Here is a 26061-nt window from a genome sequence, read left to right as displayed (position 1 = left end):
CCGCGGCCAAAGAGAAATAGGGCACAAAAGTTTGATTAAAAGGTGAGCCTAAGTAAGGCTTACCTACGCAACTCCCCAATTTGTTGACCGAAGGAAGACCCGTGCCGCTGATGCCCCGACTCGATGAGACGCAAGTGGACCACTCCGCCCGCCAGTACCTAGCTCACCAGGACCCGTCCCGCCAGCACCCGAACAGTGCGGTCCCGCAGGGAGAAGATTTCGGCTCCCGCGTGGAACTGGCCCTCGGGGCAACCAACCACCTCTTCAATGCCCGGAACTCGCCGCGCTACGTTGCGCAGGTGCTGCAGGGCGTCACCACCGTGGCAACCAAGCTGGAGCGCACCGCCCGGCCGTTCACCGGCGTCGGGCCCGCCGAAATGCGGGACCGCGTGGGGGCGGTGGACCTGGATACCCCGTTGCCGGACACCGCTGCGGCCCTGGAAGAACTCGAAGACGTCTACCTCCGCGACGCCGTCTACTTCCACGACTCCAAGTACGCCGCCCACCTCAACTGCCCCGTGGTGATCCCGGCGCTGGTAGGTGAGGCCATCCTGTCTGCAGTCAACTCATCGCTGGACACCTGGGACCAAAGCGCCGGGGCCACCATGATCGAACGGCGCCTCATCGACTGGGCCGCCGAACGGCTCCACCTGGGCACCCAGGCGGACGGCGTCTTCACCTCCGGTGGCAGCCAGTCCAACCTCCAGGCCCTCCTCATCGCACGGAACCACGCCGTGGCAGGCCTCCGCCAGGATCCCGACCTGGCCGGCCGCCGCCTCCCGGCGCTGCTGGACACCCTGCGCATCTTCACCTCCGAGGACAGCCACTTCAGCGTCCAGAAGTCCGCCTCCATGCTGGGCCTCGGCTTCGATGCCGTCATCACCGTCCCGTGCTCCGCGGACCACAGGATGGACCCGGCGGCACTTGCCACGGCCATGGCGGAAGCCCACGGCGCGGGCCTGACAGCCATGGCAGTGGTGGCCACCGCCGGGACCACGGACTTCGGCGCCGTAGACCCGCTCGCTGAGCTCGCAGCCCTTGCCCGGGCCTACGGTGCCTGGTTCCACATTGACGCTGCCTACGGCGGCGGCCTGATGGTCTCCGGGCGGTACCGGCACCTGCTGGACGGCAGCGGCCTCGCGGACTCGGTCACCGTGGACTTCCACAAGACCTTTTTCCAGCCCGTCAGCTCCAGCGCCCTGCTGGTCCGGGAAGCAGCGATGCTGCGCCACATCACCTACTACGCCGACTACCTGAACCCGGAAAGCGCCGCCCTGGCGGAGATTCCCAACCAGGTGGACAAGAGCATCCAGACCACCCGCCGCTTCGACGCCCTGAAGCTCTGGCTCACCCTGCGCATCATGGGGGCCGATGCCGTCGGCGCGCTCTTCGACGAGGCCATCGACCTCGCCGCCCGCGTTGGTTCGGTCCTCGAAACCGACGATGACTTCGAGCTCGCCGCCGCACCACAGCTGAGCACCCTGGTGTTCCGTTACCGCCCCGTGCTGGACTCCGGCGCACGCCTCTCCGATGAAGACGCCGATGCGCTCAACCCCGCCATCCGGGCAGCCATCTTCGCCTCCGGTGAGGCGGTGGTGGCGGGCACCAAGGTGGGCGGACGCCACTACCTCAAATTCACCCTCCTCAACGCTGAGGCCACCCTCGGGGACATCACGGACATCATCACCCTCCTGCGCAGCACCGGCGCCGGACTCCTGCAGAAGGAAGCCACCGCATGAGCACCCCCACCAACGGCACCATCTTCGACTTCGCTGCGATCGGCGTCGGACCCTTCAACCTGGGCCTCGCCGCCCTCGCCGAACCCGTGGAGGGCCTCAACGGAGTCTTCCTCGAACAGCGCGATTCCTTCGACTGGCACCCCGGCATGATGCTCGAACCCGCCCACCTGCAGGTCCCGTTCATGGCGGACCTGGTGACCATGGCGGACCCCACTTCGCCCTATTCCTTCCTAAACTTCCTGAAGCAGACGGGCCGGCTCTACCGCTTCTACATCAGGGAAAACTTCTACCCGCTGCGCGCTGAGTTCAACCAGTACTGCCAGTGGGTGGCCGGGCAACTGCCATCGGTGCGTTTCGGCACCGCCGTGCAGGAGGTGGCGTACGACGACGGCGTGTACCGGCTGTCCGTGTCAGGTCCGGAAGGGCCTGCGGTGCTTTCCGCGCGGCGGCTGGTGCTGGGCACCGGCACCTCCGCGTACGTGCCGGCGGCCGCCGATGGGATCCTCGCTTCCGCGGCCACAGGCACCGGGGGAGTGGCCTTCCACAACGCCGACTACCTGGCGCGCAAGGCCGAACTGCAGCAGCAGCGCAGCATCACCATTTTGGGCAGCGGCCAGAGCGCGGCGGAGATCTACTATGAGCTCCTGCAGGAGGCCGACGCGTACGGCTACCAGCTGAACTGGGTGACCCGCTCCGGGCGGTTCTTCCCGCTGGAGTACACCAAGCTGACCCTGGAGATGACCTCGCCCGAGTACGTGGACTACTTCCACGGCCTCCCGCCCGGGCAGCGCGACCACCTGAACAAGACCCAGAAGAACCTTTACAAGGGCATCAACTCGGACCTGATCGATGCCATCTACGACCTCCTCTACACCAGGAGCCTGTCCGGCATGGTGGACACCCAGCTGCTTACCCACTCCACGCTGACGGCCGCCGAATGGGACGCCGCCGCGGGAACCCACCGGTTGCACCTGGAGCATGGCGAACAGGGCACCTCCTACACCCTGGACAGTGAAGCCGTGGTGCTGGCCACCGGGTACGGCTACCGCGAACCGGCGTTCCTTACCGGAGTGCAGGACCGGATTGCCCGCGATGGCTCCGGCCGCTTCGCCGTGGACCGGAACTACAGCACCGGCGTTGAGCCGGGCGAGGTCTTCGTCCAGAACGCCGAACTGCACACCCACGGGTTCGTTACCCCGGACCTGGGCATGGGCGCCTACCGCAACTCCTGCATCATCCGCGAAATGGCCGGCCGCGAGGTGTACCCGGTGGAGCGGAGCATCGCCTTCCAACAGTTCGGGGCGCCACCTTCTCTCCCGGGACTGCAGCCGGATCCGGCAGCGGGGAACGCGTCAGTGGGGGTGCCGGCATGAGGTTCACGTTCCGCTGCGTCGACCCCGTGGCCGACGCACCCCTCCTGCACAGCTGGGTCACCCAGCCGTACGCCTCTTTCTGGGGAATGCTGTCCGCCACCGAAACCGACGTCATTGACGAATACGCGAAGATCCAGGCGAGCGGACACCACCACGCCCTCCTGGGGCTCGACGGCGGCGTCCCCGCCTTCCTGATGGAGGAGTACCTTCCGGCATCCTCGCCGCTGGCCGCCGTGTACCCCGTCCTTCCCGGCGACGCGGGGATGCACCTGCTGGTGGCCCCGCCGTCGGGCGATCCGGAGCCGGGCTTCACTGCCGCCGTCATGGACGCCGTCCTGGCCCGGCTGTTCGACAGGCCGGACGTGGAGCGGATCGTGGTGGAACCCGACGCCCGCAACACCAAAATCCACGCCCTCAACGAACGCCTGGGCTTCCGGGCCGAGGGTGTGGTGGCGCTGCCGGACAAGGACGCGCTCCTGAGCTTCTGCACCCGGGACGATTATCGTGCCGCCCGTGACGCCCTTCCCTTCACCGGGGACACCGCCAGCAATTCCATCGCCCGCACCGAAAACCTGCAGGGAGCCGCAGCACTATGACCGTCCAGTTTGAATCCACCGTCACGGCGTCCGGGCCAGCCGCAGCAGCACCACACCTCGAAGCGGACCGGTGGGATGCCGCCAACCGGCACCTGCTCCGCAAGGCGCTCGCCGAGTTCTCGCACGAACGGATCCTCGTCCCCGAGCCCGTTCCGGGTGAGCCGGAAGCCAACACTTACCGCCTGGCCAGTGCCGACGGCTCCCACGAATACCGGTTCACCGCCAGGATCCTGGAGCTGGAGCACTGGTCCATCAGCGCCGAATCCATCCGGCATGTCCAGGACGGCACCGAAGCGCCGCTGGACGTGCTGGAGTTCATCACGGTGTTCCACGAGACGCTCGGCATCAACCTCCAGATGCTCCCGGTCTACCTGGAGGAGGTCAGCAGCACTCTGGCCAGCCATGCCTACAAGCAGTGGGCCGGCCAGCCGACCGCCGGTGAACTGGCTGTTGGGGTGACGGGCGGGCAGGACGTTGCCGCCGACTTCCAGGCGATCGAGCGGAGCATGACCGAGGGCCACCCCTGCTTCGTGGCCAACAACGGCCGGCTGGGGTTCGGCATCGGCGACTATTTGTCCTTCGCACCGGAAACCGGGGCCCCGGTGCTGCTGGAATGGATCGCCGTGCACCGCAGCCACGCCGTGGTGAGCACCAGCAGCGGGCTGGACTACACCGCGCACCTGGACGCCGAACTGGGCCCGCTGGCCGGCAGCTTCACCAGCGAACTGCTGCTGCAGGGCCTGGACCCGGACCAATACTTCTTCATGCCGGTCCACCCCTGGCAGTGGGAGAACAAGCTCACCGTCACCTTCGCGGCTGAAATCGCCCGGCAGCGCATCGTCTACCTGGGAACCGGAACCAATTCCTACCAGGCACAGCAGTCCATCAGGACGTTCTTCAACACCAGCCAGCCCTCGCGGAACTACGTGAAGACCGCCATGTCCGTGCTGAACATGGGGTTCATGCGCGGCCTCTCACCCCAGTACATGAAGGCCACACCGGCCATCAACGACTGGCTGCGGAAGCTGATCGCCGCCGACCCCGCACTGCAGCAGCGCGGGTTTACCATGATAGGCGAGATCGCGGCCATCGGCTACCACAACAGGACCTACGAGGCCGCGTCCGCCAACGGCTCGCCATACCGGAAGATGCTCTCTGCCCTGTGGCGGGAAAGCCCGCTGGCACTCCTGGAAGACGGGCAGCAGCTGACCACCATGGCCGCGCTGCTGCACGTGGATTCTGCCGGAAAGCCTATGGTTTCGGCGCTGATTGAGCGCTCCGGCCTCGCCCCGGAGGACTGGCTGCGCCGCTACTTCGAGGCCTACCTGGTGCCGCTGGTGCACTGCCTCTACAACTACGAGCTCGCGTTCATGCCCCACGGCGAGAACGTCATCCTGGTCCTTGAAGACGGTGTTCCGGTGCGGGCCATCATGAAGGACATCGCCGAGGAGATCGTGGTGATGGGGGGCCGGCTGGACCTCCCCGAGGAGGTGTCCCGGATCCGGGCGGACATCCCCGACGGCGAGAAAGTGCTGGCCATCTTCACCGATATTTTCGACTGCATCTTCCGATTCCTCGCGGCACTGCTCGACGACGACGGGACGCTTCCGCAGGAAGCCTTCTGGCGTGCCGCCGCCGACGCCGTCCGGGACTACCAGGCACAGCACCCAGAGCTGGCCGGACAGTTCGCCCGGCACAACCTGTTCGCTGCCGGCTTTGAGCTGTCCTGCCTGAACCGGCTGCAGCTGCGGAACAACCAGCAAATGCTGGACCTCACGGATCCGTCCGGCGGCCTGCAGATGGCAGGCCGCCTGGCCAACCCGCTGGCACGCTTCGCTGGTAAAACCACAGGAGAAGCTGAGTGAAAGACGGAGCCAAGTAGGGGCAGCGGTGGCTAGGCTGGCTGCATGACGCAGACCACTTCACGGACCACTGCCCTGGTCACCGGAGCCAGCGCAGGCCTGGGCGCCGAGTTTGCCCGCCAACTCGCCGCCGAGGGCTGCCACCTGGTGCTGGTGGCGCGCAACAGGAGCCGCCTGGAGGAAGCCGCGGCGGAGCTGGAACGGCGTTACGGGGCCACGGCGGAGGTGCTCCCCGCGGACCTGACGGATGACTCTGCCGTGGCCGCCGTCGTCGAACGCCTGTCCGATCCGCAGCGGCCGGTGGGCATCCTGGTCAACAACGCCGGCATAGGGCTGCTGCACAACTTCGAGGACAACCCGGTGGAGGAGGAGAAGAGGCACCTGAAGCTGCACGCCGAAACCGCTCTGGTGCTTTCGCACGCGGCGCTCAAGGGCATGCTGGACCGTGGCGAGGGAAGGATCATCAACGTGGCCAGCATCGCTGCCTTCCTGCCGCGCGGAACCTATTCGGCGGCCAAGGCGTGGCTGCTCAGCTTCAGCCGCTGGGCCAACCTGGCCTACCGGACCCGCGGCATCAAGGTGACGGCGGTGTGCCCTGGCTTCACGCACACCGAGTTCCACGATCGGATGGGGATGGACAAGTCAGTGGCTCCGAAGTGGACCTGGCTGGCGGCCGAGCGCGTGGTGCGGGAGGGGCTGGCGGACAACGCCAAGGGCAAGGCCGTCTCTATCCCGTCCAAGCGCTACAAGGTGGTGGCAGCCCTGGCCCGGATCGCCCCGCCCAGGCTAATGGCGGGCCCGCCGCGCAAGCCCCAGCAGGAGCGCGGGGGAGCGTGACCCCTGCCGGCGGACGGCCACCACAACGGCAATGCCCATCAGCGCCCCCACCAGGGTCTCGATGGCTCGCTCCAGGATCAGGACGCCGGGATCAGCGGGTGCCGCGAGCTGGGTCATCAGGAGGATCACCGGGGTAAAGGACACCATGGCCAGGCCGTAGTGCCGGGTCATGAACAGCTCGGTGGTGAACTGGAACAGGATCACCAGCAGCGCCAGGACCACGGCCTGCTGGCCCGGGAACAGCCCGGGCAGGGTCCAGGGGGCGGGAAGGATCACGACGGCGGTCACGCCCAGCCCCACGAACGTCCCCACGATGCGGTGGATACCGCGGCGGACGCTGCTGGGTAGGTCCGCGCCGGCGAGCGGAACAGCCGCGGCAGCCATGGCCCAGTGCGGGTGGCCGCTTCCGGTCAGCACGCCGATGGTTCCGGCGGCGCCGACGGCCAGCACGTAGCGGGCGGCGTGGATCAGCATGGCGCGGCGGTCCACGGGCTGCGATGCGGCTGGGACCCTAACGGCCCCGCGCTGCCACTGGCGCCGGCGGACCCACCCGGCGAATCCCACCACGATGGCGAACGCCGCCGAACCCACAGCGATCAGCAAGGCGGTGTACCAGGGGACTGCCATGGGCACGGACGCGCAGGCGCCCAGGGCCTGGATGCCGAAGAACGGGCCGTTGGGCTTGAGCTGCACACGGTCCGAGTAGAGCGAGCCCAGTCCCGCCAGCGCAGCTTCGATGGCCACCAGCGCCCAAGAATGGATGTGGTTGGCGGATAGGAGCACGCCCACCGAAACGCCGCCCAGGAGCACCAGGGCTGCCTGGGACTGGTGGAGGATCCGCAGCTGGTGTGGTTCGGACCGGCCGTACATCCCTGTAAGGGCGCCGAAGACGGCGTAGATGATGAGGTCCGTCCGGCCTGCGGCCAGCAGCAGCAGGGACGGGACGGCGACGCTGAGGGCGACCCGCAACGCGGCGAGGTGGTCCGCGTTGGCGGGCTCTAGCCGGTGGAGGGCGCGCACGTGCTGCAGGACGCGTTCCATGCCGTGCCACCTCCTTCTTGCTTCCGGCCGCTTTGCGGACGACTCAACCTTAAACGCCCGGACCGCCGCACCCGGTATGGGTACGGCGGTCCGTGTAACGGAGCGGAACAGTTGGCCGGTTAGGCGTTGACCGGGGCCTTCCCGCCGTTGTGGTGCGGGTGGGTGTCGAACGGCAGTTCGTCCACGTTGATCAGCGGGTTCTCGTCCTGGGTCTTGACCAGTTCGCGAGCCTCCGCCTCGGTGTCCACGCTGGGCATGGATCCCGGCAGCGGGCGGTTGGCCGATTCCTTCAGGAAGTAGATGGCCACGGCGCCCACCAGGGAGGTTGCCATCAGGTAGTAGGCAGGCATCATGTCGTTGCCGGTCGACTTGATCAGCGCCTCAACGATGAAGGGAGTGGTTCCGCCAAAGATCGCCACCGCGAAGTTGTAAGCGATGCCCATGGCGCCGTAGCGGCTGGACGTGGGGAACTGCGCCGGCAGGGCAGAGGCCAGGTTGGCCACATAGAACGTGACCGGGAAGGCCACCAGGGACAGCCCGGCCAGCGTGGACCAGACCTCTCCAATCCCGATCAGCAGGAACGCCGGGATGGCCAGCACGACGGTGCTCACCGCGCCGATCCACAGGACGGGACGGCGGCCGATGCGGTCGGAGAGCCTGCCCGTCAGTGGAATGCAGAGACTCATGATCACCAGGACCGGGATGGTCAGCAGCGTTCCGTGGACTTCGTCGTAGCCCTTGGAGTCGGTCAGGTACGTGGGCATGTAGGACGTCAGGGCGTAACCGGCGGTGTTGGCGGCGGCAACGACGATCATGGCCACCAGGATGGGGCGCCAGTAGGCCTTGACGATCCCCACAGGGCCCTTGGCAGCGGCGGTGTCGCCGGCGGTGGCGTTCTTGGCGTTCTCTTCCTGGGCATCCAGGGTGGCCTGGAACTGCGGGGACTCCTCGATCTTGCTCCGGAAATACACAGCAATCAGGCCCAGCGGACCAGCCACGAGGAACGGGATGCGCCAGCCCCAGTCCTCCATGGTGTCCTGGCCCAGGGTCAGCTGAAGTACCGAAACCAAGGCGGCGCCGATGGCGAAGCCCATGTAGCTGCCCAGATCCAGGAAGCTGGCAAAGAAGCCGCGGCGCTTGTCAGCGGCATACTCGCTGACGAACGTGGTGGCACCGGCGTATTCGCCACCGGTGGAGAAGCCCTGGATCAGTTTGAGGACGACGAGCAGGGCCGCGGCCCACAGGCCGATCTGCGCGTAGCCAGGCAGCAGGCCAACGGCAAAGGTGCTCGCGGCCATGATCATCAGCGTGGTGGCCAGGATCTTCTGCCGGCCGATCTTGTCACCGAGCCAGCCGAAGACGACGCCGCCGAGGGGACGGGCAATGAACGTGGCGGCAAAGGTTCCCAGCAGGAACAGCGTTTGCGTTGTCGGATCCGATTCGGGAAGGAAGACGGGACCCATGGTGGTGATGAGGTAGCCGAACACGCCTACGTCGTACCACTCCATGGTGTTGCCCACGATCGTTCCGCCGAGGGCCTTCTTGAGCATCGGCTGGTCAACGACGTTGACGTCTGATTCCTTGAGCCGGCGGCGTTGAAGGCGCTTGGGCTTCTTGGCGGCTTTTACTGTTGCTGGGTCAGTTCCGCGGGCGTTCCTGGCGCCTGCTGAAGAGTCGGTGTTGCTTTGGTCTGTGGGCATTTGGTCAGCTCCTGTGGAGGTCATTTGCTTGCGACTACTTGCTGCCCCGCTCCGGGCAGGCCTTCAATTTTACGCCGATTTTGTAGCGTTCGCCCGTTTGATGCCGTACTGTCTACCCCTTTAGGCGCGTTTCAGACCAACTTTTACGGGTTGATTTCTCCGGTTTTCCCTTATGGATACTGGGAAGCATGCTGATTGTGTCCACCGTCACCGAATCTTTTTCCACAACCGTTCGTTGGGGCACCTTTTCGGCCGTAATACGGCGCTGGATGTGACGGCGGACACTGTTGCAGCGGAGGATTTTCGCTGTCCTTTTTGGCGCCTTTAGGCGGTCTCGGGGGTTCACAGGCGCCGGGCCGTTGCCTATGGTTGACCAATGGACACACTGCTTTTCGAATAGTCGGACGCGTGCGGCCGGGATCTCCCCGCTGCCCGGACACCGAGCCAGTCACGCCGGCGCTGCTGCGCCTCACAGCGCCGACCTCACGAACGTGCCGGCATTCCCGGCTATCACGGAGGCCCCGGTGCCTCTTTTCAGGACTTCGTTTCATCGTGGAAAGGAAGAAAAAATGGCTGACGAAAACCGCAAATCCCACCTCAATCCGGAGATGGCGGACCATCTGGCCGCGGCTATGGACTCCCCGGACCTGCCGGCAGCGGCCACCACTGCGCCGGGCGGCATGCCGAGGCAAAACTCCTGGCCTGACGGCAACGGCAAGCGCCGCCACCCGAAGGACCGGGGATCCGGCCACGGGCGGATGGGCCACGAGGCATCCGTAGTGGCCGTCCACCGGACCGGGAAGCCGCAGATGCCGCACTCGTCCTAGGACGGGCGAACCACATATTCACCACCGACACGGAAATTCCCTGGCGCACCCCATATACCCGGTGCGACAGGGAATTTCCGCGTCACGGACGAATTTGCGCGTCACTGGTGAACCAGCGCGTCACTCGAGCCTCCGCATCGGCAGGCAGAGGGCCGTCAATCCTCCCTGACAACCTCTGACGGGTCTTTGTCCAGCCGCCAGCCCCGCCACCGGGGATGCCGCAACCGCCCGGGGCCTGTCCACTCCCCGTAGGTCACCTCACCTACGAGCTGCGGCGTGACCCAGTGCGCGTCCGCAGAGTCGGGCCGGGGAACGTCATGAAACGGTGACGTTTTCCGGGCCAACTGGTCCACCGTCCGCCGCAGTTCGGCCAGTTCGCGGCCACTGAATCCGCTGCCCACCCGGCCCACGTACTGGAGCTTGTTCCCGTCGGGGATGCCCACCAGCAGCGATCCCACCGATTCCTGGCGGCCGCCCTTGCCCGGGCGCCAGCCGCCCACCACCACTTCCTGGGTGCGCTCGGTCTTGAGCTTGATCCAGGTCCGGGTGCGCTGACCGCTGACGTAACGGCTGTCCGTGCGCTTGGCCATTACGCCCTCGAGCCCCAGCTCCCGTGCGCTGTCCATGATGTGTTCCACGGGATCCTCCAGCACCATGGACAGTTCCACTGGGCAGTCCGAGGGCCGGAAGAACTGTTCAAGCCGTTCGCGCCGCGTGCTGAGTGGTAGCCGCCGGAGGTCTGTGCCGCCGTCGGACAGGAGGTCGAAAAGCATCAGCCGGACTGGAATGGTTTCCCGCGCTTTGGCGACGTCGGCGGCCCGGGTGAGTTTCATCCTGCCCTGCAGCAGGCCGAAGTCCGGCCTGCCGGAGGGCCCGACGGCGATGATCTCGCCGTCGGCCACGAACGGCTGCTCCGGCCAACACCGCCGGTCTGTGAGCTCGGGGTAGGTCCTGGTGACGTCGTTGCCGTTGCGGCTGAAGATCCGCACCGTGGCCTCATCCGCCACGAGGATGGCGCGCACCCCGTCCCATTTGAGTTCAACCTGCCAGTCGCTGCCGATCAGGTCTGCGGGGACCCCCGCGGTGGCCATCATGGGGCGGAAATCGTCGGGGGAAACATGCTGGGCGCGGGCCGCCTGCTCGGCACTGCCCACTTCTTCGGCACTCCCCGCAGGGTCCGTGGGCGCAGGTGCGTGCCGCCGTCGTGCGCCCTGGTCTTCCTTGTCCATCAGGTGGATCAGCCATTGCTTTTCGGCGTCGCTGCCCTGGCCGCGGCCGGTATGGATCAGGGCTACTTTCCTGGTTCCGCCCAGCCCGCCGCCCTCTGAACCGGTGAGGGTAACGATCACCTCCTTGCCGTTGATCCACTTGTGCAGCTCATAGGTGCCGGTGTCCCAAATGGTCATCTCGCCGGCGCCGTATTCACCCTTGGGGATGGTGCCGTGGAAGGTGAGGTAGTCCATGGGATGGTCCTCGGTCTGGACGGCCAGGTGGTTCTTGCCGCCCGACTCCGGCACGCCCTTGGGGAGCGCCCAGGATGCCAGGACACCCTCGTGCTCCAGCCTGAGGTCCCAGTGCAAGCGGCTGGCGTGGTGTTCCTGGATCACGAAGGCATCGCCGCCGCGCGGTGCGCCACTGAACGGCTCGGGCGTGGCCCCTGGGTCGCGCATCGCACGGTACTTCACCAGGCGGGGATTGCCGTCGTGGTGCGTGCCGTCCTGCGCTGTGCCGGAGTCACCTTCCGCAAGCTCTCCGGCTCCTCGGACGACCGCGGCGAACGGGTCCTTGCCCTCCTGCACCCGGCGCAGCACCTCCTGGTAGTCGAGGTGCCTGAGCTTGGGGGAGCTGACCTCCCGCCACGTCCGCGGCGCCGCGACCATCGGGGTGGGCCGGCCGCGCAGGGAGTAAGGCACGATGGTGGTTTTCGCGGCGTTGTTCTGGCTCCAGTCCACCAGGACCTTGCCCTTGCGGAGGGTCTTCTTCATGTCGCTGACGGCGAGGTCCGGGTGGTCGGATTCCAAGGCGCGTGCCAGTTCCCGGGCGAATTCGGAGATCTGGTCCGAGGTCTGCGTGCCGTCCAAAGGCGCGTATAAGTGGATGCCCTTGCTGCCGCTGGTGACGGGGACGGGGTCCAGGCCAACGTCCTGCAGGATGTCGCGGGCCAGCAGCGCCACTTCCCGGCATTCGGCGAGGCCGGCACCCTCGCCGGGGTCCAGGTCCAGGACCAGCCGGTCCGGGTTCAGCTGGTTGCCCTGGGAATCCACCCGCCACTGGGGCACGTGGATTTCGAGGGAGTTGATCTGCCCGAACCAGGTGAGGACGGCGGGGTCGTTGACCATGGGGTAGTGGATGGTCCGGTCCTTGTGGGTGATGGCAGCGCGGGGAAGCCACCCCGGGGCCGAGTCCTCCAGGTTCTTCTGGAAGAAGACCTCGCCGGGCTTCTCCGCGGTGCCCACGCCGTTCACCCACCGCTTGCGGGTGGCGGGCCGGTTGGCCGCCGCCGGGATCAGGACGTGGGCCACGGCGGCGTAGTAGGCCAGCACATCGGCCTTGGTGGTGCCGGTTTCCGGGTAGATGATTTTGTCCAGGTTGGTGAGTGTCAGCTCGCGCCCGGCCACACGGACACGTTCCTTAGAGGCCATGGGTCTTCACCTCCGGCCCGGTGTGCTGTTGACTGTAGGGATGAGAGCCATCTGGAAGGGTGCCATCGCATTTGGGCTGGTCAACGTGCCCGTCAAGGTCTACAGCGCCACAGAGGATCATGACATCAGTCTGCACCAGGTCCACAACGCCGACGGTGGAAGAATCCGGTACCAGCGGCGTTGCGAGGTCTGCGGGCAGGTGATCGACTACTCGGATATCGAGAAGGCCTTTGAAGAGGACGGCCGCACGGTGGTGCTGTCCAAGGATGAACTGAAGGCCATCCCGGCGGAAAACAGCCACGAGATCGAAGTGGTGCAGTTCGTCCCCTCCGAGCAGCTCGAACCGATGATGTTCGAGAAGAGCTATTACCTGGAACCTGACTCCAAGTCGCCCAAAGCCTATGTGCTGCTGCGCCGGGCCCTCGAGGACACTGACAGGGTGGCCATCGTCCAGTACGCCCTCCGTGAGAAGACCCGGTTGGGGGCGCTGCGGATCAAGGATGACGTCCTGGTGCTGCAGTCCCTGCTGTGGCCGGACGAGGTCCGTGAGGCGAACTTCCCCGCGCTGGATACCGCCATCAAAATCTCGGCGCAGGAACGCGACATGTCCGCAGCGCTGGTCGAATCGATGGCCGCGGACTTCGAGCCGGAGTCCTTCACCGACGATTACCAGGTGCAGCTGCGGAAACTGATCGACGCCAAGCTGGAGCAGGGCGAGTCGCTGGACACAGATGAAACGTTCGGTGTGGAAGCGGGCGACGGCGGCAAGGGCGAGGTCATCGACCTGATGGAGGCCCTGAAACGCAGCCTCGACCGGAAGCGCGGCGGCGCGGCAGCGGCCTCGGGCGCAGCGGATTCAGACGAGGAAGAGTCCGACGACGGCGGGACGGAGGATGGGGATAAGCCCGCCAAGCCCGCACGGAAGTCCTCCGGCTCACGGTCGTCAGGAACGGGGACTGCCGCCGCTTCGAAGACATCAACGTCCAAGGCCACGGACACCAAAACCGGTACCCGCTCCACGGCTGCCAAAGCAACGGCATCCAAGGGCGCTGCAGCCAAGAGCACTTCAACCAGGAGCACCACGGCGAAGTCCACCGGTAGCCAGTCCACCGCTGCGAAGACCACCGCCGGCAAATCCACCGGAACTACGGCAGCCGCGTCAAAGAGCACCGAAAAACCCGCCGCCAAGTCAACCACCACGAGGGCACGCAAGCCCGCCTAGGACGGCTCGCGGAACCTGCAGCGGCCCCCAAAATAGCCGCACCACCTTTACAGCCGGTTCCCGCGCGGCCAGAATGAGTCGCATCGCAGCGCCCGCTGTGCCCGCAGCGCGCTGAAACCCAACGGCTCGATGAGGAGCGCGGACCCATGAATGACCAGACCGATGCGGCCGAGGCGGACCGGGCGCTGAAACAGAAGCACCGTGCCATGTGGGCTTCCGGGGACTACCCGGCCCTGGCGGATGAAATGCTCCTGGAGCTCGGTGCCATCCTGGTGGAAGCGTGCGGCGTGCGTTCCCGCCACCGAGTGCTGGACGTCGCCGCCGGGTCAGGAAATGCGGCCATCCCGGCGGCCATGATGGGCGCCAAGGTGGTGGCCTCGGACCTCACCCCTGAGCTCTTCGAAGCCGGGCGGCGCGAAGCCGCCAACCGGGGCGTCAGCCTGGAATGGAAAGAAGCCGACGCCGAGGCGCTGCCCTTCGAGGACGCCGGGTTCGACGTCGTAATGTCCTGCCTCGGTGCCATGTTCGCACCGCGCCACCAGGCGGCGGCGGACGAGATCCTCCGGGTGTGCAAACCCGGCGGCAGCATCGGGCTGCTCAGCTGGACCCCGGAGGGCTTCATCGGCCGGATGTTCGCCACCATGAAGCCCTTCGCTCCGCCGCCACCGCCGGGCGCCCAGCCTGCACCCCTGTGGGGGAGCGAGGACCACGTCAGGGAACTGATGGGGGACAGGGTCATGGAGGTGTCCACCCGCAAGCAGACCCTTGCCGTGCGCAATTTCCACCAGCCCGGCGACTTTGTCCGTTACTTCAAGTCCCACTACGGGCCCACCATCGCCGTCTACAAGTTCATCGGCGCCGACGCGGACAAAGTGAAGGAACTCGACCAGGCGCTGACCGACCTCGCCGAGTCCTTCGGCGACGCCCACGGTGACACCCCGTTCCAAATGGAATGGGAATACCTGCTGTTTACCGCGAAGAAGGCCTGACATGCCCGGAGACTTCACGGCAACATCCAGCACCACCATCGGCGCCCCGCGGGACCGCGTCTGGAGCGTCATCACGGATCCCGCCGCCGCCAAGGAGTTCATGTTCGGGACCGACCTGGAAACGGACTGGGCGGAGGGAAGCCCCATCACGTGGAGCGGCGAATGGGAAGGCAAGCCGTACCAGGACAAGGGCAAGGTGCTGGAGGTGGATCCCGGCCGGAAACTGGTGCACACCCATTTCAGCGCCCTCAGCGGCGAGGAGGACGTCCCGGAGAACTACCACACCCTGACCTGGACGCTGCAGGACGGCGACGGCGGCACCCACCTCACGCTTGCGCAGGACAACAACCCGAATGAAGAGGCGGCAAGCCACTCGAAGGGGATGTGGGACAAGCTGGTGGCCGACGTAAAAGCCATCGCCGAACGCCCCTGACCCCCTTCCTCCCAACCAGGTAGCAGCAGATGTCGTTATGGACCCTCAAAACGACATTAAGTGCTACCTAGTTGGGTGGGGACGCGGGGGAGGTGGCCCGGACGCTAAAAAGCCAGCGGCCGCCGTCGTGCCGTTCCCTTGAAGGGAAGGCGCGACGGCGGCCGCTTGGCTTGGTCCGGCTGCCGGGCAGCCTGCCTGCTACTCGGCGTCGTGGTCCGTTTCCAGGATCTGCACCAGGCGCTCCAGGGCGTCGTCGGCGCCTGCACCTTCGGCGCGGAGCACCACAACGTCGCCGTGTGAGGCGCCCAGGCTCATGAGGGACAGGATGCTGGCTGCGTCCATGGCCTCGTCGGCGGGCTCGCCTTCACGGGCGATGGTGATGTCCAGGTCGAACTCGCCGGCTGCCTCGGCAAAGATGGCGGCGGGACGGGCGTGCAGGCCCACGCGGCTGGCGACGGTTGCGGTGCGTTCTGGCATTGTTGCTCCTTTGTCTTTCGGCGAGCTGACGGTTCAGCGCCGGTGAGGTGTGTGGGTGGGGCCGCGGTCAGACCGTTGCTGGGACGCTCTCCACGGTAGCAGTGGTCTTCGGGGCTGCCCAGCGCTTCAGCGCCACGACGGCCAGGGCACTGACCACCGTGCCGGCGATGATCGAAACGATGAACATCAGCACGTTACCGATGGCGAAGAACACGAAGATACCGCCGTGGGGTGCCTGCGACGTGACGTTGAAGGCCATGGTGAGGGCGCCGGTGAGTGCGCCGCCCAGCATGCTGGCGGGGATGACGCGCAGCGGGTCGGCAGCGGCGAACGGGATGGCCCCTTCGGAGATGAAGGAGGCGCCCAGCAGCCAGGCTGCCTTGCCGTTTTCGCGCTCAGCCAGGCTGAAGAGCTTCTTGTCCAGGACGGTGGCCAGGGCCATGGCCAGCGGCGGGACCATGCCCGCTGCCATCACTGTGGCCATGATCTGCCACGGTGCCTGGTTGGTGGCGCTGCCGGCACTCAGGCCGGCCACGGCGAACGCGTAGGCCACCTTGTTGACCGGGCCGCCCAGGTCGAAGCACATCATGAGGCCCAGGATGATGCCCAGGACCACAGCGGAAGCACCGGTCATGCCGGACAGCCAGCTGTTCAGTGCGGTGGTGAGGCCTGCGATGGGGCCGCCGAGGACCAGGAACATGAGGCCGGACGCCACGATGGAAGCCAGCAGCGGGATGATGACCACGGGCATGAGGCCGCGCAGCCAGCGGGCCACCTGCCAGGTGCCGATCAGGTGCGCGATGTAGCCGGCCAGGAGGCCGCCTACGATGCCGCCGAGGAACCCGGCGCCCATGAATCCGGACACTGCGCCTGCCACGAAGCCGGGCGCGATGCCCGGGCGGTCGGCGATGGCGTACGCAATGTAGCCTGCCAGCGCCGGGACCAGGAAGCCCATGGACAGGGCACCGATCTTGAAGAAGACAGCGCCCAGGTAAATGGCCAGGCCGCCTTCGGGGAGGTTGGCGAAGCTGTTTTCCAGCACCACCTTGTCCGCCACGCCGGTGATGTCATAGCCGCCCAGCAGGAACCCGAGGGCGATCAGCAGGCCACCGCCGGCAACGAACGGGATCATGTAGCTGACGCCGGTGAGGAGTGCGCGCTTCAGCTTCTGGCCGATGTGCTCGCCCTTCTCGGCGGCCGCCTGCTCAGCCTGTTCCTCGGCACCGAAGTGCGGAACGCGGCGTGCGTGGGGATCGTCCGCGGCGGCCAGGGCTTCCTGGACCATCTTGGCGGGCTCATCGATGCCGCGCTTGACGGGAGCGTTGATCACCGGCTTGCCGGCGAAGCGCTCCTTGCCGCGCACATCCACGTCAACGGCGAAGATCACGGCGTCCGCTGCGGCGATGACGGCGGGGTCCAGGGCCTTGGCGCCGGAGGAACCCTGCGTCTCCACCTGCAGGTCCACGCCGGCTTCCTGGGCGGCAGCCACGAGCGAGTCCGCCGCCATGTAGGTGTGGGCGATGCCGGTGGGGCAGGCGGTGACGGCCACGAGGCGGCGGGTGCGGGCGGGTGAGCCTGCGGAAGTCCCGGTGGCTGAGCCTGCCGGAACCGAGCCTGCAGCAGCGCCAGCGGCGACCGTCTCCGCCGGTGCAGTGGCGTGCGCGGCCGGCTTGTCGGCGAGGGCGCCGTCCACCAGCTCCACGATCTCTGCCTCGGAGGAGGCGTTGCGGAGGGCAGCCGTGAAGTCCTTTTTGATGAGGGACCGGGCCAGCTTGGAGAGCAGCTTCAGGTGGGCCTGGTCGGCACCGTCCGGAGCGGCAATGAAGAACACGAGGTCCGCGGGGCCGTCCTTGGCGCCGAAGTCCACCTTGGGGGAAAGGCGGGCCATGGCCAGGGTGGGCTCCACCACCGCAGCGGAGCGGCAGTGCGGGATGGCGATGCCGCCGGGAATGCCGGTGGCAGTCTTCTGTTCGCGGGCGTAGGCGTCGGCAAAGAGGCCTTCAACCTCTGTTGCGCGTCCGGTGGCAGCAACCTTGCTTGCCAGGTGCCGGATCACCGCCTCGGGGTCGTTGCCCAGGTTCCGGTCGAGCTCGACCAGTTCCGTGGTGATGAGCTGAGTCACTGTCAATCCTTTCGAAGGGCCGTGATGGTTACGGCTTCCGGGGTGGTTTGGTGCACTGCCGGAACCGTTGAACCGGGCAGGGAGGCGGCGGCGGCTCCATGGGCCACCGCCTGACGCAGGCAGTCAGCCGGGGCGGCGCCCTGGCTGTGGGCGAGCAGGTAGCCGGCCAGTGCGGAATCTCCCGCACCCACCGTGCTCACTGCGGCGACCGGCGGATGCGTGGCCAGCCACGCGCCGTCGGCCGTTACGAGGACAGCTCCCTTGGAACCGAGAGTTGCCAGCACAGCACCCACACCGGAACGCACGACGGCGGACGCGGCCTCGGCGGCAGCCGCCGGGTCCGCTTCCAATTCGTCAGCGGCGGCCGTGGCGAACCCGGCTGCAGCAGCCAGTTCCGCCAGTTCCTCGGCGTTGGGCTTCAAAAGATCCGGCATGCCCTCTGCGCCGCCGGTCAGGGCGGCGGCGAGTGGCTGGCCGGACGAGTCGACGGCGATCAGCGGCGTACGCCCTGGGGACCCGCCGTCGGCGGCTGAACGCAGGCGGCGGGCTGCCGTCGCGTAGAAATCTGATGGGAAGCCCGGCGGCAGCGAACCTGCCAGGACCACCCAGCTGGCACCCCGGGAGCTTTCCAGCAGCAGCTTGAGGAGCGCCTCCTGCTGGTTGTCGTCCAGTGCGGGGCCGGGTTCGTTGATCTTGGTGGTGACCCCGCCGGGTTCGGTGAGGGCAACGTTGGTGCGCAGCGGCTCATCGATGGGCAGGGACACGAAGGGCACGGAGGTTGCCCGCAGTCCCGCCAGGACGGGGTCGCTGTCCGCGCCGGGCAGGACGGCCAGGGACTCGAGGCCGGAAGCCACCAGTGCCCGGGAGACGTTGACTCCCTTGCCGCCCGATTCCTGGGTGACGGACACCGCGCGCTGCACTTCGCCACGCTCCAGCGGGCCGGGCAGGGCGACGGTACGGTCCAGGCTGGGATTGGCCGTGAACGTGACAATCATGCGATCACCACGTCTACGTCTGCCTCTTCCAGGGCTGCGGCGAGTTCAGGACTGGGTTCGCTGTCTGTAATCAAGGTGTCCAGGTCTTTCAGGGAGGCGAACTGGACCAGCGTTTCCGCGTCCAGCTTGGAGGAATCGGCCAGCACCACGATGCGGCGCGCCGAGCGGACGAAGGCAGCCTTCACTGCGGCTTCTTCAGGATCGGGAGTGCTGAGTCCAAAGGTGGGGTGGATGCCGTTGGTCCCCACGAAGGCAATATCCGGGCGGATCCGTGCCGCAGCGTCCACCGTGGCCTGGCCGACGGCCACCTGGGTGATGCCGCGGACCCGGCCGCCCAGGATGTGCAGCGCGATGCCGGGAACGCTGGAGAGCCTGCCGGCGATCGGGACAGCGTGCGTGATGGCCACCAGTTCGGTGCCGGCTGCGCCGGATTCGGGAAGTTCGACGGCGGTGCGCCGGGCCAGCATGTCGGCCAGGACTTCGGTGGTGGTTCCGCCGTCGATCAGGACGCTGCCGGGCTGGTTCCGGGGGATGAGCGCCAGCGCTGCTTCGGCGATGCGGCTCTTCTGGTCCGGCCGGCGGATGGCGCGTTCGGTGACGCTTTCCTCGGTGGTGCTGAAGCGGTCTGCCGCGACCGCACCGCCGTGGACGCGGCGGACTGTGCCGGCGTTCTCCAGGGTGGCGAGGTCCCGGCGGACGGTTTCGGTGGTGATGCGGAAGCGCTCAGCCAGCAGGGTCACGCTGACCCGGCCGCTGCCGGCAACAAGCTCGGCAATCTTCTGCTGGCGTTCCTCGGCGAACACGTACCCTCCGTTGCGTAGCTTGCTGGTGTTGTGGTGTCCGGCGCCCTGCTCGGCGTGACTGGCATCACATGATGTTGAGTTACTTGACTTTATCTTTGCTTATGTTGGTTTGTCAACGGAAACCAACACGAAACAATATCCAATACCCACCGCGCAAGTTTTTGGGCAGATAACGGGACTATGGACGCACTGATGTCCCGTTATCTGCCCAAAAACTCCTGGCGGGTGTGGGGGCTCTGTGGGTGCGAAAAAGCCGGACCGGACGCTGTTGTCCGGCCCGGCTTCCCGGATTCATGGTCTGTGCTGGTCCTGATGACCCGCACGCGGCTGGCTAGATGGTTCCGTCGCGGCTTTCGTTCCGGGTGATCCGCTCGCCCGTGTTCGGATCCACGACGGACCGGGTCTCACTGACGCGGCGGGTCCGGCCGGGGGAGGCCAGGACCAGGGACGCAATCAGGCCGATGACGCCTACGGCCATCAGGATGTAGCCCACCAACGCCTGGTCCACGAAGGGGATGAGTCCCGGGGCCACCGCCCAGGCGAGGATGGCGCCGAGGGCGATGAGGAAGATTGACGAGCCGATTCTCATGACTTGCTCCTTTTGCTGGCCGCGGGTTGCGGCTCCTGTGGGGCGGTGCACGGTATTGCGGGTAGGTCACTGCCCTGCTTTTGATACTGCTGTGTCTTTTCACTGCTTGCAGAGCCACTGGTCAGCATGCTGATAGTAGGCGTCACGCTACAGGGCGCCCACACCCGATTCAATGAATGATGCCGAGTCGTTGCCGGGGAATTCTGCGTTGCTGCTGTGATTGCCGTGGCGCGTGGGTTCAGCAAAAGTGTGGCGTAGGCGCCCGGCTGCCTCGCTAGTCTGGTCCGATGGAAACAGTTGTGTGGTCCAAGCCTGAGGACCAGCGCGCCGGGACGCCCCTGCTGGTGATGATGCACGGCTACGGTACGGATGAATCCCGCATGGTCCGGCTGTTCGAGTACCTGCCTGCGGAGTTCACCTTCGCGGCCCTCCGGGCGCCGATGCCCATTGGGGACCACTATGGCTGGTTCCTCCTGGACTATTTCCTTGCCAACGACTTTGCCGACGTCATTTCGGTCACCGGCACCGTGCATGGCTGGATCAACTCCGTCCGCGGCCAGCACACCAGCGTGAGCCTGATGGGCTACTCGCAGGGCATGGCCATGGCAAGCACCCTCCTGCGGCTCCACCCCCGCGACTATGCCGCCGTCGTTGGCCTTTCCGGATTCGTGCTGGATAACGACCTCCTGGCCCTCACCGATGAGTTCGATGCCAGGCCGCCGTTCTTTTGGGGGCGCGACAAGGCGGACCTGGTGATCAACGAGAATGCCACGGCCTATACGGGCGAGTGGCTTGAAGCCCACACGCTGCTGACCGCCCGGACGTATCCCGGGATGGGTCACGCCATGTCCAAGGCTGAGATGGCGGATGTCGGCGCGTTCCTTCGGTACTACGTGCTCCGTGCCGGTGCCGCCGGAGCCTGAGGCGCCGTCATATTCGGCCGGCTTGGCGGGGCGGGCGCAAAACAGTTGCGGGCGAAATATGCAAGCGTTTACACTCATCCTCGGCGCTGCCGTACGCCGCCGCCGGGTTGTCCTGTGCGGGCAATAAGTTCAAGATGGAAGACGAATGTAGATCAGCAAGGCCCCGGAAATGGCGCCGGTTCCCCCGCCGGCACGGCCCGCTGCATGTGCAGATTCGACTGGCGCCGACGCCACATCTATCCCGCGCCCGTCGTCTTCGCTGCCCGCTGCTTGAGAGGATCCCCACCTGCCGATGAACAACTCCGCCCACGAAGCACCCGCCAACGAGCCCTCCACCGCAACGGCCCCCGGAAAAAACGCCTGGACTGGCGCATCCGCCATCCTGTTCGACCTTGACGGTGTGCTGACCCCCACGGCCACCGTTCACGAGCAGGCCTGGAAGGAACTCTTTGAAGGCTTCCTTGCCGGGCACCCCGAGGTCCAGGGCTACCGCGAAAGCGACTACTTCGACCACATCGACGGCAAGCCGCGCTTCGACGGCGTGCGGGACTTCCTCGCCTCACGCAGCATCGAGCTTCCCGAAGGGCCGCTGGACGACGATCCCGCGAACATCACGGTCCAGGGCCTCGGCAACCGCAAGAACCGGATCTTCAACGACATCGTCAGCACCGGCGTCGCGCCGTTCGAAGGCTCGGTGCGTTTCCTCGAAGCCGCGCTGGACCGCGGACTGAAGGTCGCCGTCGTCTCCTCCTCCCGCAACGCCCCCGCAGTCCTGGCCGCGGCAGGCCTCAGCCACCACTTCCCCGTGGTGGTGGATGGCGTGGTGGCCGCCCGCGAAGGAATTCCCGGCAAACCCAGCCCGGCGACCTACGCCTACGCGGCCCGGCTCCTGGAACTGCCCAGCGAGGAATGCGTTGTGGTTGAGGATGCTGTCTCCGGAGTCCAGGCCGGCCAGGCGGGACAGTTCCATTCCGTCATCGGCGTGGACCGCGGCGCAGGGCGCGAAACCCTCCTCGAAGCCGGGGCAACCCTGGTGGTCAACGACCTTGGAGAGCTCCTGCCCTGACGGCAACCCCCGTTCCACACCGGAGACCGCTGCCACCCCCGGGCAGCACCCATCCGGGCAAACCTTCACTTCGAATCCCCTATGCCGGACTTGTGCCGGCTGCACAGCATGCCTAAAGGACCCAACACCATGGCTATCATCTCTGCGGACCGCGAACGGTTCCCCAATACTCCTTGGCAACTGGTGGAAACCCGCCACGAGCCGGGAAACGCAGGGACGCTTGAAACGCTCTTTTCACTGGGCAACGGCCACCTCGGAATCCGTGGCGCCCACTGGGCAGCGGCGGATACCGAACTCCCCGGCAGCTTCATCAACGGGCTGCACGAAATCTGGGACATCAAGCATGCCGAGAACGCCTTCGGATTCGCGCGGACCGGCCAGCGCATCCTCTATATCCCTGACGCGAACAACTTCAGCGTCGTGGTGGACGGGGAATCCTTAAGCCTCGCCGAATCGGAGGTCCTGGACTACCGGCGGAGCGTTGACTTCTCCACCGGCATCTACGAGTGCCGCATCACCTGGCAGTGCCGCTCCGGATCCGTGGTCACCACCACCGAGCAGCGAGCGGTGGGGTACGAATCCCGCGGCAGCCTGGGCCTTTCCCTCGAGGTTGCGGCGGACCGCGACATTTCGCTCGACGTCACTTCGTCCGTCATCAACCGGCAGGACCAGCCGGTAGAGGACCACTCCGTCCACGATCCCCGCCGCGCCGGCCGCCACGCCGGGCGGGTCCTGCTGCCCCTGCGCGTGGATGGCGGCGACGGATCGCTGCGTCTCTCCTGGGAAGCCGCCGAATCCAAGCAGCGCGTGGGCCTGGCCGTGGACCACTGGACCTCCGCCGGCCACCAGCCCTTCGAAACCGTGGTGGACCAGGACGACAGCAGCGTCCGCTACGTGCTGGCCGTCAGCCCCGGGGAACCCTTCCGCCTCGAGAAGAGCGTCAGCTACGCCGCCGGCCGGACCATGCAGGACGAGGGCGTCGATGCCGCCGCCGTGGCCGAAGCGGGCCTGCGGTCTGTGGCGGACGTCTTCGCCGAAAGCGAGGCGCATTACCGCGGCTACTGGGCAACCTCGGACATTGTGGTGGATGGCGGCAAGCCGGAACTGCAGCAGGCCATCCGCTGGAACCTGTTCCAGCTGGCCCAGGCCACTGCCAGGGCCAACGTGGCCGGCATCCCGGCCAAGGGCGTGACCGGATCCGGCTACGAGGGCCACTACTTCTGGGACCAGGAGGTGTACCTGCTGCCCTACCTGACGTACACCAACCCCGACGGCGCCCGCCAGGTCCTGGAATTCCGCCATGCCATGCTGCCCGAAGCCAAGGTCCGGGCCAAGGAACTCAGCGTGGACGGAGCCCTGTTCCCGTGGCGGACCATCAACGGCCTGGAAGCCAGCGCCTACTACGCCGCGGGCACCGCACAGTTCCACATCGCGGCCGCCATTGCGTTCGCCACCAACCGCTACCTGTGGGCCACCGGCGATTCCGCGTTCCGCGAGGGCATGGGGGCTGAGCTGCTGATGGAGACAGCGCGCATGTGGGTTTCGCTGGGATTCTTCGGCAAGGACGGCCTGTTCCACATCCACGGCGTCACAGGCCCGGATGAGTACACCGCAGTGGTCAACGACAACCTCTACACCAACGTCATGGCCCGGTTTAACCTGCGGGCTGCCGCTGCGCTGGACCACCCGGGCGTCACCCAGGAGGAGCGGCAGCTATGGGCGGCGGCAGCCAACCTGATGCACCTGCCGTTCGACAGCCGCATGCAGGTCCACTCCCAGGACAACGACTTCATGACCCTGGAGCCATGGGACTGGACCACGCCGCGGTCCAAGTATCCGCTCCTGCTGCATTTCCACCCGCTGGTGATCTACCGCCACCAGGTGCTCAAGCAGGCAGACACGGTCCTCGCCATGTTCCTGCAATGGCAGGATTTTACTGCGGGCGAGAAGCAGCGCGCCTTCGATTTCTACGATCCCATCACCACCGGCGACTCCACGCTGTCCGCATGCGTGCAGGGCATCATGGCGGCCGAAGTGGGGTACTCCGGGGAAGCCCTGAAGCACTTCACCAACGCGGTGTTCATCGACCTTGACGACACCCACGGCAACACCATTGACGGTGTGCACATCGCCTCAACGGGCGGGGTGTGGAGCTCCCTGGTGTGCGGTTTTGCGGGCCTGCGTGACCAGGGCCCGGTGCCGTACTTCGATCCGCGCCTGCCGGAGGAGTGGGACGGACTGACCTTCCATCTCAGGATCAGCGGCCGGCTTTTGCTGGTCCGGCTTTCCACCGGCGCCATCACCCTCACCGTCCAGGAAGGGGGCCCGCTCGACGTCAACGTGCGGGGCCAGGTAGTGGCCGTAGGCTCCGCTCCAGCCAGGGTGGAGTTGGAGCCCGTCGCGGAACCGGAGCCCACCGTCTTCCCCAGCGGACTTCCGACGGCGAGCATTCCGGTGGTCCTCGCCAACAGCTGATCTGCCCCGAAGCTAGGACACGGCAGCTTCGGCCGCCGTGTCCAGGGGGTGGGCCAGTTCGTCGCAGGGCATCCGGGCAGCGGCGGATGCGATGACGGCCATGACGGGGCAGACCACGCCCGCCACCAGGAAGATCAGCCAGATGGGCAGCACCTCAGCTGCAGGCCCGGCCAGCGCCATGGACACCGGCATCAGCGCCAGGGACACGAAAAAGTCCAGGCTGGAGATGCGGCCCAGCAGGTGGGGCGGGACGCGGCGCTGGAGCAGCGTGCCCCAGATAACCATGCCCACGCTGCCTGTGGCGCCCCAGATGAACAGGGCTGCTGCCATCAGCCAGAAGTTGTCCATAAGGCCGACGGCGGCAATCGGCAGGCTCCCTACGCCCCAGGACACCATCATCACCGTGAGGTAGCGGCGGGGCAGGCGGAGTGATGCCGTCACGAGGGATCCAAGGGCTGCACCGACCCCCATGACCGCCAGCAGGAAACCGAACATGCTTGAATCCCCGCCCAGCTGGTCGCGCACCAGGAATGGCAGCAGGACCTCGATGGGGCCGATCAGGAACAGCACCGAAATGCAGGCCCAGATCAGCGTCCAGAGCAGCCAGGGCGTCCTGATGGTGTAGCTGACTCCTTCGCGCAGGTCCTGGACGAGCGACGATTTTGGCCGGGGCCCGCCGTCGGCTCCGGCTGCCAGGGCGTGCTGGCCCAGGAAGTTCAGGACAATGAAGGCCAGCAGGTGGCACGCAGCCACCCCGGTCACTGCGAGCGACGGCGAGAGGGCTGCCACCAGGATGCCGGCCACGGCCGGTCCCGCCGCCTGCTGCAGGACGGGGCGCATGGTCCCCTCCATGCCGTTGGCGGCCAGCAGGTCCTCGGCCGGAAGGATGCGCGGCAGGATCGCGGAGTAGGCAGGGAAGAAGAAGGCCGCACCCACGCCCAGCACGAAGGCCCCGGCCGCTACATGCCACAGTTGCAGCCAGCCGGCCATTGCCAGGCCGCTGACCGCCGCGATGACTGCCAGGTTGGCGCCCTCGACGGCGATGATCAGGCGGCGCTGGGGGACCCTGTCCGCCGCGATCCCGCCGGCCAGGACAAAGGCCACCAGCCCCACGCTTCCGGCGGCTGCTACCAGCGAGAGCTCCAGGGGACCGCCGCCCAGGTGGATCACCTGGTAGACCATGGCTACGGCCCACATGCCGGAGCCGAAGATAGAGATGGCCAGCGCTGCAATCAGGACCCTGTACTCGCGGTGGATGAACGGGCGCAAGGCTTTGGGGGCGGGCATAACCCCCAGTTTAAGCCCGGACGGCGGCCGGCCTGATGCCCCCCAATCAGCATCAGGCCGGCC

General features: G+C 66.7%; 21 protein-coding genes. 12 read left to right on the top strand and 9 right to left on the bottom strand.

Annotation, left to right across the window (positions count from 1 at the left end; translation table 11 throughout):
* Positions 1 to 101 precede the first annotated feature (101 nt).
* From UC32_RS15415 to UC32_RS15395, 5 genes are read left to right on the top strand one after another with little or no spacing between them, the layout of a single operon-like run.
* A complete protein-coding gene (locus tag UC32_RS15415; RefSeq protein WP_412178026.1) occupies positions 102 to 1739 on the top strand; it encodes a pyridoxal phosphate-dependent decarboxylase family protein in 1638 nt (545 codons plus the stop codon).
* Positions 1736 to 3112: a lysine N(6)-hydroxylase/L-ornithine N(5)-oxygenase family protein gene (locus tag UC32_RS15410; RefSeq protein WP_045732080.1), complete on the top strand. Its 1377-nt coding sequence runs from the start codon at positions 1736 to 1738 to the stop codon at positions 3110 to 3112. The genes UC32_RS15415 and UC32_RS15410 overlap by 4 nt, the downstream gene beginning before the upstream one ends.
* A complete protein-coding gene (locus UC32_RS15405; RefSeq protein WP_045732079.1) occupies positions 3109 to 3708 on the top strand; it encodes a GNAT family N-acetyltransferase in 600 nt (199 codons plus the stop codon). The genes UC32_RS15410 and UC32_RS15405 overlap by 4 nt, the downstream gene beginning before the upstream one ends.
* A complete protein-coding gene (locus UC32_RS15400; RefSeq protein ID WP_045732078.1) occupies positions 3705 to 5573 on the top strand; it encodes an IucA/IucC family protein in 1869 nt (622 codons plus the stop codon). The genes UC32_RS15405 and UC32_RS15400 overlap by 4 nt, the downstream gene beginning before the upstream one ends.
* Before the next feature lie 42 nt (positions 5574 to 5615).
* On the top strand, positions 5616 to 6407 hold the full coding sequence (locus UC32_RS15395; protein WP_045732077.1) for an SDR family NAD(P)-dependent oxidoreductase: 792 nt from the start codon (positions 5616 to 5618) through the stop codon (positions 6405 to 6407).
* Here UC32_RS15395 and UC32_RS15390 read toward each other — a convergent pair.
* A complete protein-coding gene (locus UC32_RS15390; protein ID WP_045732076.1) occupies positions 6357 to 7448 on the bottom strand; it encodes an FUSC family protein in 1092 nt (363 codons plus the stop codon). The genes UC32_RS15395 and UC32_RS15390 overlap by 51 nt on opposite strands.
* A 119-nt stretch (positions 7449 to 7567) precedes the next feature.
* A complete protein-coding gene (locus UC32_RS15385; protein ID WP_045732075.1) occupies positions 7568 to 9148 on the bottom strand; it encodes an MFS transporter in 1581 nt (526 codons plus the stop codon).
* Between the two features lie 569 nt (positions 9149 to 9717).
* Here UC32_RS15385 and UC32_RS15380 point away from each other — a divergent pair.
* On the top strand, positions 9718 to 9975 hold the full coding sequence (locus UC32_RS15380; protein WP_045732074.1) for a hypothetical protein: 258 nt from the start codon (positions 9718 to 9720) through the stop codon (positions 9973 to 9975).
* Between the two features lie 155 nt (positions 9976 to 10130).
* On the opposite strand, the gene UC32_RS15375 is transcribed toward UC32_RS15380, so the two are convergent.
* On the bottom strand, positions 10131 to 12617 hold the full coding sequence (locus UC32_RS15375; protein ID WP_045732073.1) for an ATP-dependent DNA ligase: 2487 nt from the start codon (positions 12615 to 12617) through the stop codon (positions 10131 to 10133).
* Positions 12618 to 12657: 40 nt separating this feature from the next.
* Here UC32_RS15375 and ku point away from each other — a divergent pair, with 40 nt between their 5' ends.
* The 3 genes from ku to UC32_RS15360 all read left to right on the top strand — a co-directional run bounded on the left by ku (position 12658) and on the right by UC32_RS15360 (position 15261).
* Positions 12658 to 13839, top strand: a complete 1182-nt coding sequence (gene ku / locus UC32_RS15370; RefSeq protein WP_045732072.1) for a non-homologous end joining protein Ku — start codon at positions 12658 to 12660, stop codon at positions 13837 to 13839.
* A 146-nt stretch (positions 13840 to 13985) separates the two neighbouring features.
* A complete protein-coding gene (locus UC32_RS15365; protein ID WP_045732071.1) occupies positions 13986 to 14828 on the top strand; it encodes a class I SAM-dependent methyltransferase in 843 nt (280 codons plus the stop codon).
* A 1-nt stretch (position 14829) separates the two neighbouring features.
* Positions 14830 to 15261, top strand: coding sequence for an SRPBCC family protein (locus UC32_RS15360; RefSeq protein WP_045732070.1), 432 nt, complete (start codon positions 14830 to 14832; stop codon positions 15259 to 15261).
* 198 nt (positions 15262 to 15459) lie between these two features.
* Here the strand turns inward: UC32_RS15360 and UC32_RS15355 are convergent, their stop codons facing one another.
* The 5 genes from UC32_RS15355 to UC32_RS15335 form a co-directional block, all read right to left on the bottom strand.
* Positions 15460 to 15738 carry an HPr family phosphocarrier protein gene (locus UC32_RS15355; RefSeq protein WP_015935750.1) on the bottom strand — a complete coding sequence of 93 codons (279 nt, stop codon included), beginning with the start codon at positions 15736 to 15738 and terminating at the stop codon, positions 15460 to 15462.
* Positions 15739 to 15805: 67 nt separating this feature from the next.
* Complete coding sequence (locus UC32_RS15350; RefSeq protein WP_045732069.1) at positions 15806 to 17860, bottom strand: PTS fructose transporter subunit IIABC; 2055 nt, start codon at positions 17858 to 17860, stop codon at positions 15806 to 15808.
* Between the two features lie 2 nt (positions 17861 to 17862).
* Entirely contained in the window at positions 17863 to 18855 is a 993-nt protein-coding gene (locus UC32_RS15345; protein WP_045732068.1) for a 1-phosphofructokinase family hexose kinase, read from the bottom strand.
* Complete coding sequence (locus tag UC32_RS15340) at positions 18852 to 19658, bottom strand: DeoR/GlpR family DNA-binding transcription regulator (protein ID WP_045732067.1); 807 nt, start codon at positions 19656 to 19658, stop codon at positions 18852 to 18854. Before UC32_RS15340 ends, UC32_RS15345 begins: the two co-directional genes overlap by 4 nt.
* Positions 19659 to 19989: 331 nt before the next feature.
* Positions 19990 to 20247 (bottom strand): DUF6458 family protein, encoded by a 258-nt coding sequence (locus UC32_RS15335; RefSeq protein WP_045732066.1) that lies wholly within the window; start codon positions 20245 to 20247, stop codon positions 19990 to 19992.
* Between the two features lie 287 nt (positions 20248 to 20534).
* Between UC32_RS15335 and UC32_RS15330 the strand changes: the two genes are divergently transcribed.
* The 3 genes from UC32_RS15330 (at position 20535) to UC32_RS15320 (ending at position 24711) form a co-directional block, all read left to right on the top strand.
* The gene (locus UC32_RS15330) at positions 20535 to 21170 is read left to right on the top strand and encodes an alpha/beta hydrolase (protein ID WP_045732065.1); all 636 of its coding nucleotides are present in this window, start codon (positions 20535 to 20537) and stop codon (positions 21168 to 21170) included.
* Positions 21171 to 21462: 292 nt separating this feature from the next.
* A complete protein-coding gene (locus tag UC32_RS15325; RefSeq protein ID WP_045732064.1) occupies positions 21463 to 22236 on the top strand; it encodes an HAD family hydrolase in 774 nt (257 codons plus the stop codon).
* A 129-nt stretch (positions 22237 to 22365) separates the two neighbouring features.
* Positions 22366 to 24711, top strand: a complete 2346-nt coding sequence (locus UC32_RS15320; protein WP_045732063.1) for a glycoside hydrolase family 65 protein — start codon at positions 22366 to 22368, stop codon at positions 24709 to 24711.
* A gap of 12 nt (positions 24712 to 24723) precedes the next feature.
* On the opposite strand, the gene UC32_RS15315 is transcribed toward UC32_RS15320, so the two are convergent.
* The gene (locus UC32_RS15315) at positions 24724 to 25998 is read right to left on the bottom strand and encodes an MFS transporter (RefSeq protein WP_045732062.1); all 1275 of its coding nucleotides are present in this window, start codon (positions 25996 to 25998) and stop codon (positions 24724 to 24726) included.
* Positions 25999 to 26061 lie beyond the last annotated feature (63 nt).

It is taken from the genome of Pseudarthrobacter chlorophenolicus, from assembly GCF_000962805.1.
GTDB classification, from domain to species: Bacteria; Actinomycetota; Actinomycetes; order Actinomycetales; family Micrococcaceae; genus Arthrobacter; species Arthrobacter chlorophenolicus_A.
This window is presented reverse-complemented; position numbering and strand designations above follow the sequence as displayed.

What these genes read in the sequence shown, in the direction of transcription:
- UC32_RS15385 (WP_045732075.1), bottom strand. Translation starts at nt 9,148, where the DNA reads ATGCCCACAGACCAAAGCAACACCGACTCTTCAGCAGGCGCCAGGAAC.
- UC32_RS15410 (WP_045732080.1), top strand. Translation starts at nt 1,736, where the DNA reads ATGAGCACCCCCACCAACGGCACCATCTTCGACTTCGCTGCGATCGGC.
- UC32_RS15395 (WP_045732077.1), top strand. Translation starts at nt 5,616, where the DNA reads ATGACGCAGACCACTTCACGGACCACTGCCCTGGTCACCGGAGCCAGC.
- UC32_RS15380 (WP_045732074.1), top strand. Translation starts at nt 9,718, where the DNA reads ATGGCTGACGAAAACCGCAAATCCCACCTCAATCCGGAGATGGCGGAC.
- UC32_RS15335 (WP_045732066.1), bottom strand. Translation starts at nt 20,247, where the DNA reads ATGAGAATCGGCTCGTCAATCTTCCTCATCGCCCTCGGCGCCATCCTC.
- UC32_RS15390 (WP_045732076.1), bottom strand. Translation starts at nt 7,448, where the DNA reads ATGGAACGCGTCCTGCAGCACGTGCGCGCCCTCCACCGGCTAGAGCCC.
- ku (WP_045732072.1), top strand. Translation starts at nt 12,658, where the DNA reads ATGAGAGCCATCTGGAAGGGTGCCATCGCATTTGGGCTGGTCAACGTG.
- UC32_RS15375 (WP_045732073.1), bottom strand. Translation starts at nt 12,617, where the DNA reads ATGGCCTCTAAGGAACGTGTCCGTGTGGCCGGGCGCGAGCTGACACTC.
- UC32_RS15355 (WP_015935750.1), bottom strand. Translation starts at nt 15,738, where the DNA reads ATGCCAGAACGCACCGCAACCGTCGCCAGCCGCGTGGGCCTGCACGCC.
- UC32_RS15320 (WP_045732063.1), top strand. Translation starts at nt 22,366, where the DNA reads ATGGCTATCATCTCTGCGGACCGCGAACGGTTCCCCAATACTCCTTGG.
- UC32_RS15330 (WP_045732065.1), top strand. Translation starts at nt 20,535, where the DNA reads ATGGAAACAGTTGTGTGGTCCAAGCCTGAGGACCAGCGCGCCGGGACG.
- UC32_RS15365 (WP_045732071.1), top strand. Translation starts at nt 13,986, where the DNA reads ATGAATGACCAGACCGATGCGGCCGAGGCGGACCGGGCGCTGAAACAG.
- UC32_RS15360 (WP_045732070.1), top strand. Translation starts at nt 14,830, where the DNA reads ATGCCCGGAGACTTCACGGCAACATCCAGCACCACCATCGGCGCCCCG.
- UC32_RS15325 (WP_045732064.1), top strand. Translation starts at nt 21,463, where the DNA reads ATGAACAACTCCGCCCACGAAGCACCCGCCAACGAGCCCTCCACCGCA.
- UC32_RS15315 (WP_045732062.1), bottom strand. Translation starts at nt 25,998, where the DNA reads ATGCCCGCCCCCAAAGCCTTGCGCCCGTTCATCCACCGCGAGTACAGG.
- UC32_RS15345 (WP_045732068.1), bottom strand. Translation starts at nt 18,855, where the DNA reads ATGATTGTCACGTTCACGGCCAATCCCAGCCTGGACCGTACCGTCGCC.
- UC32_RS15405 (WP_045732079.1), top strand. Translation starts at nt 3,109, where the DNA reads ATGAGGTTCACGTTCCGCTGCGTCGACCCCGTGGCCGACGCACCCCTC.
- UC32_RS15400 (WP_045732078.1), top strand. Translation starts at nt 3,705, where the DNA reads ATGACCGTCCAGTTTGAATCCACCGTCACGGCGTCCGGGCCAGCCGCA.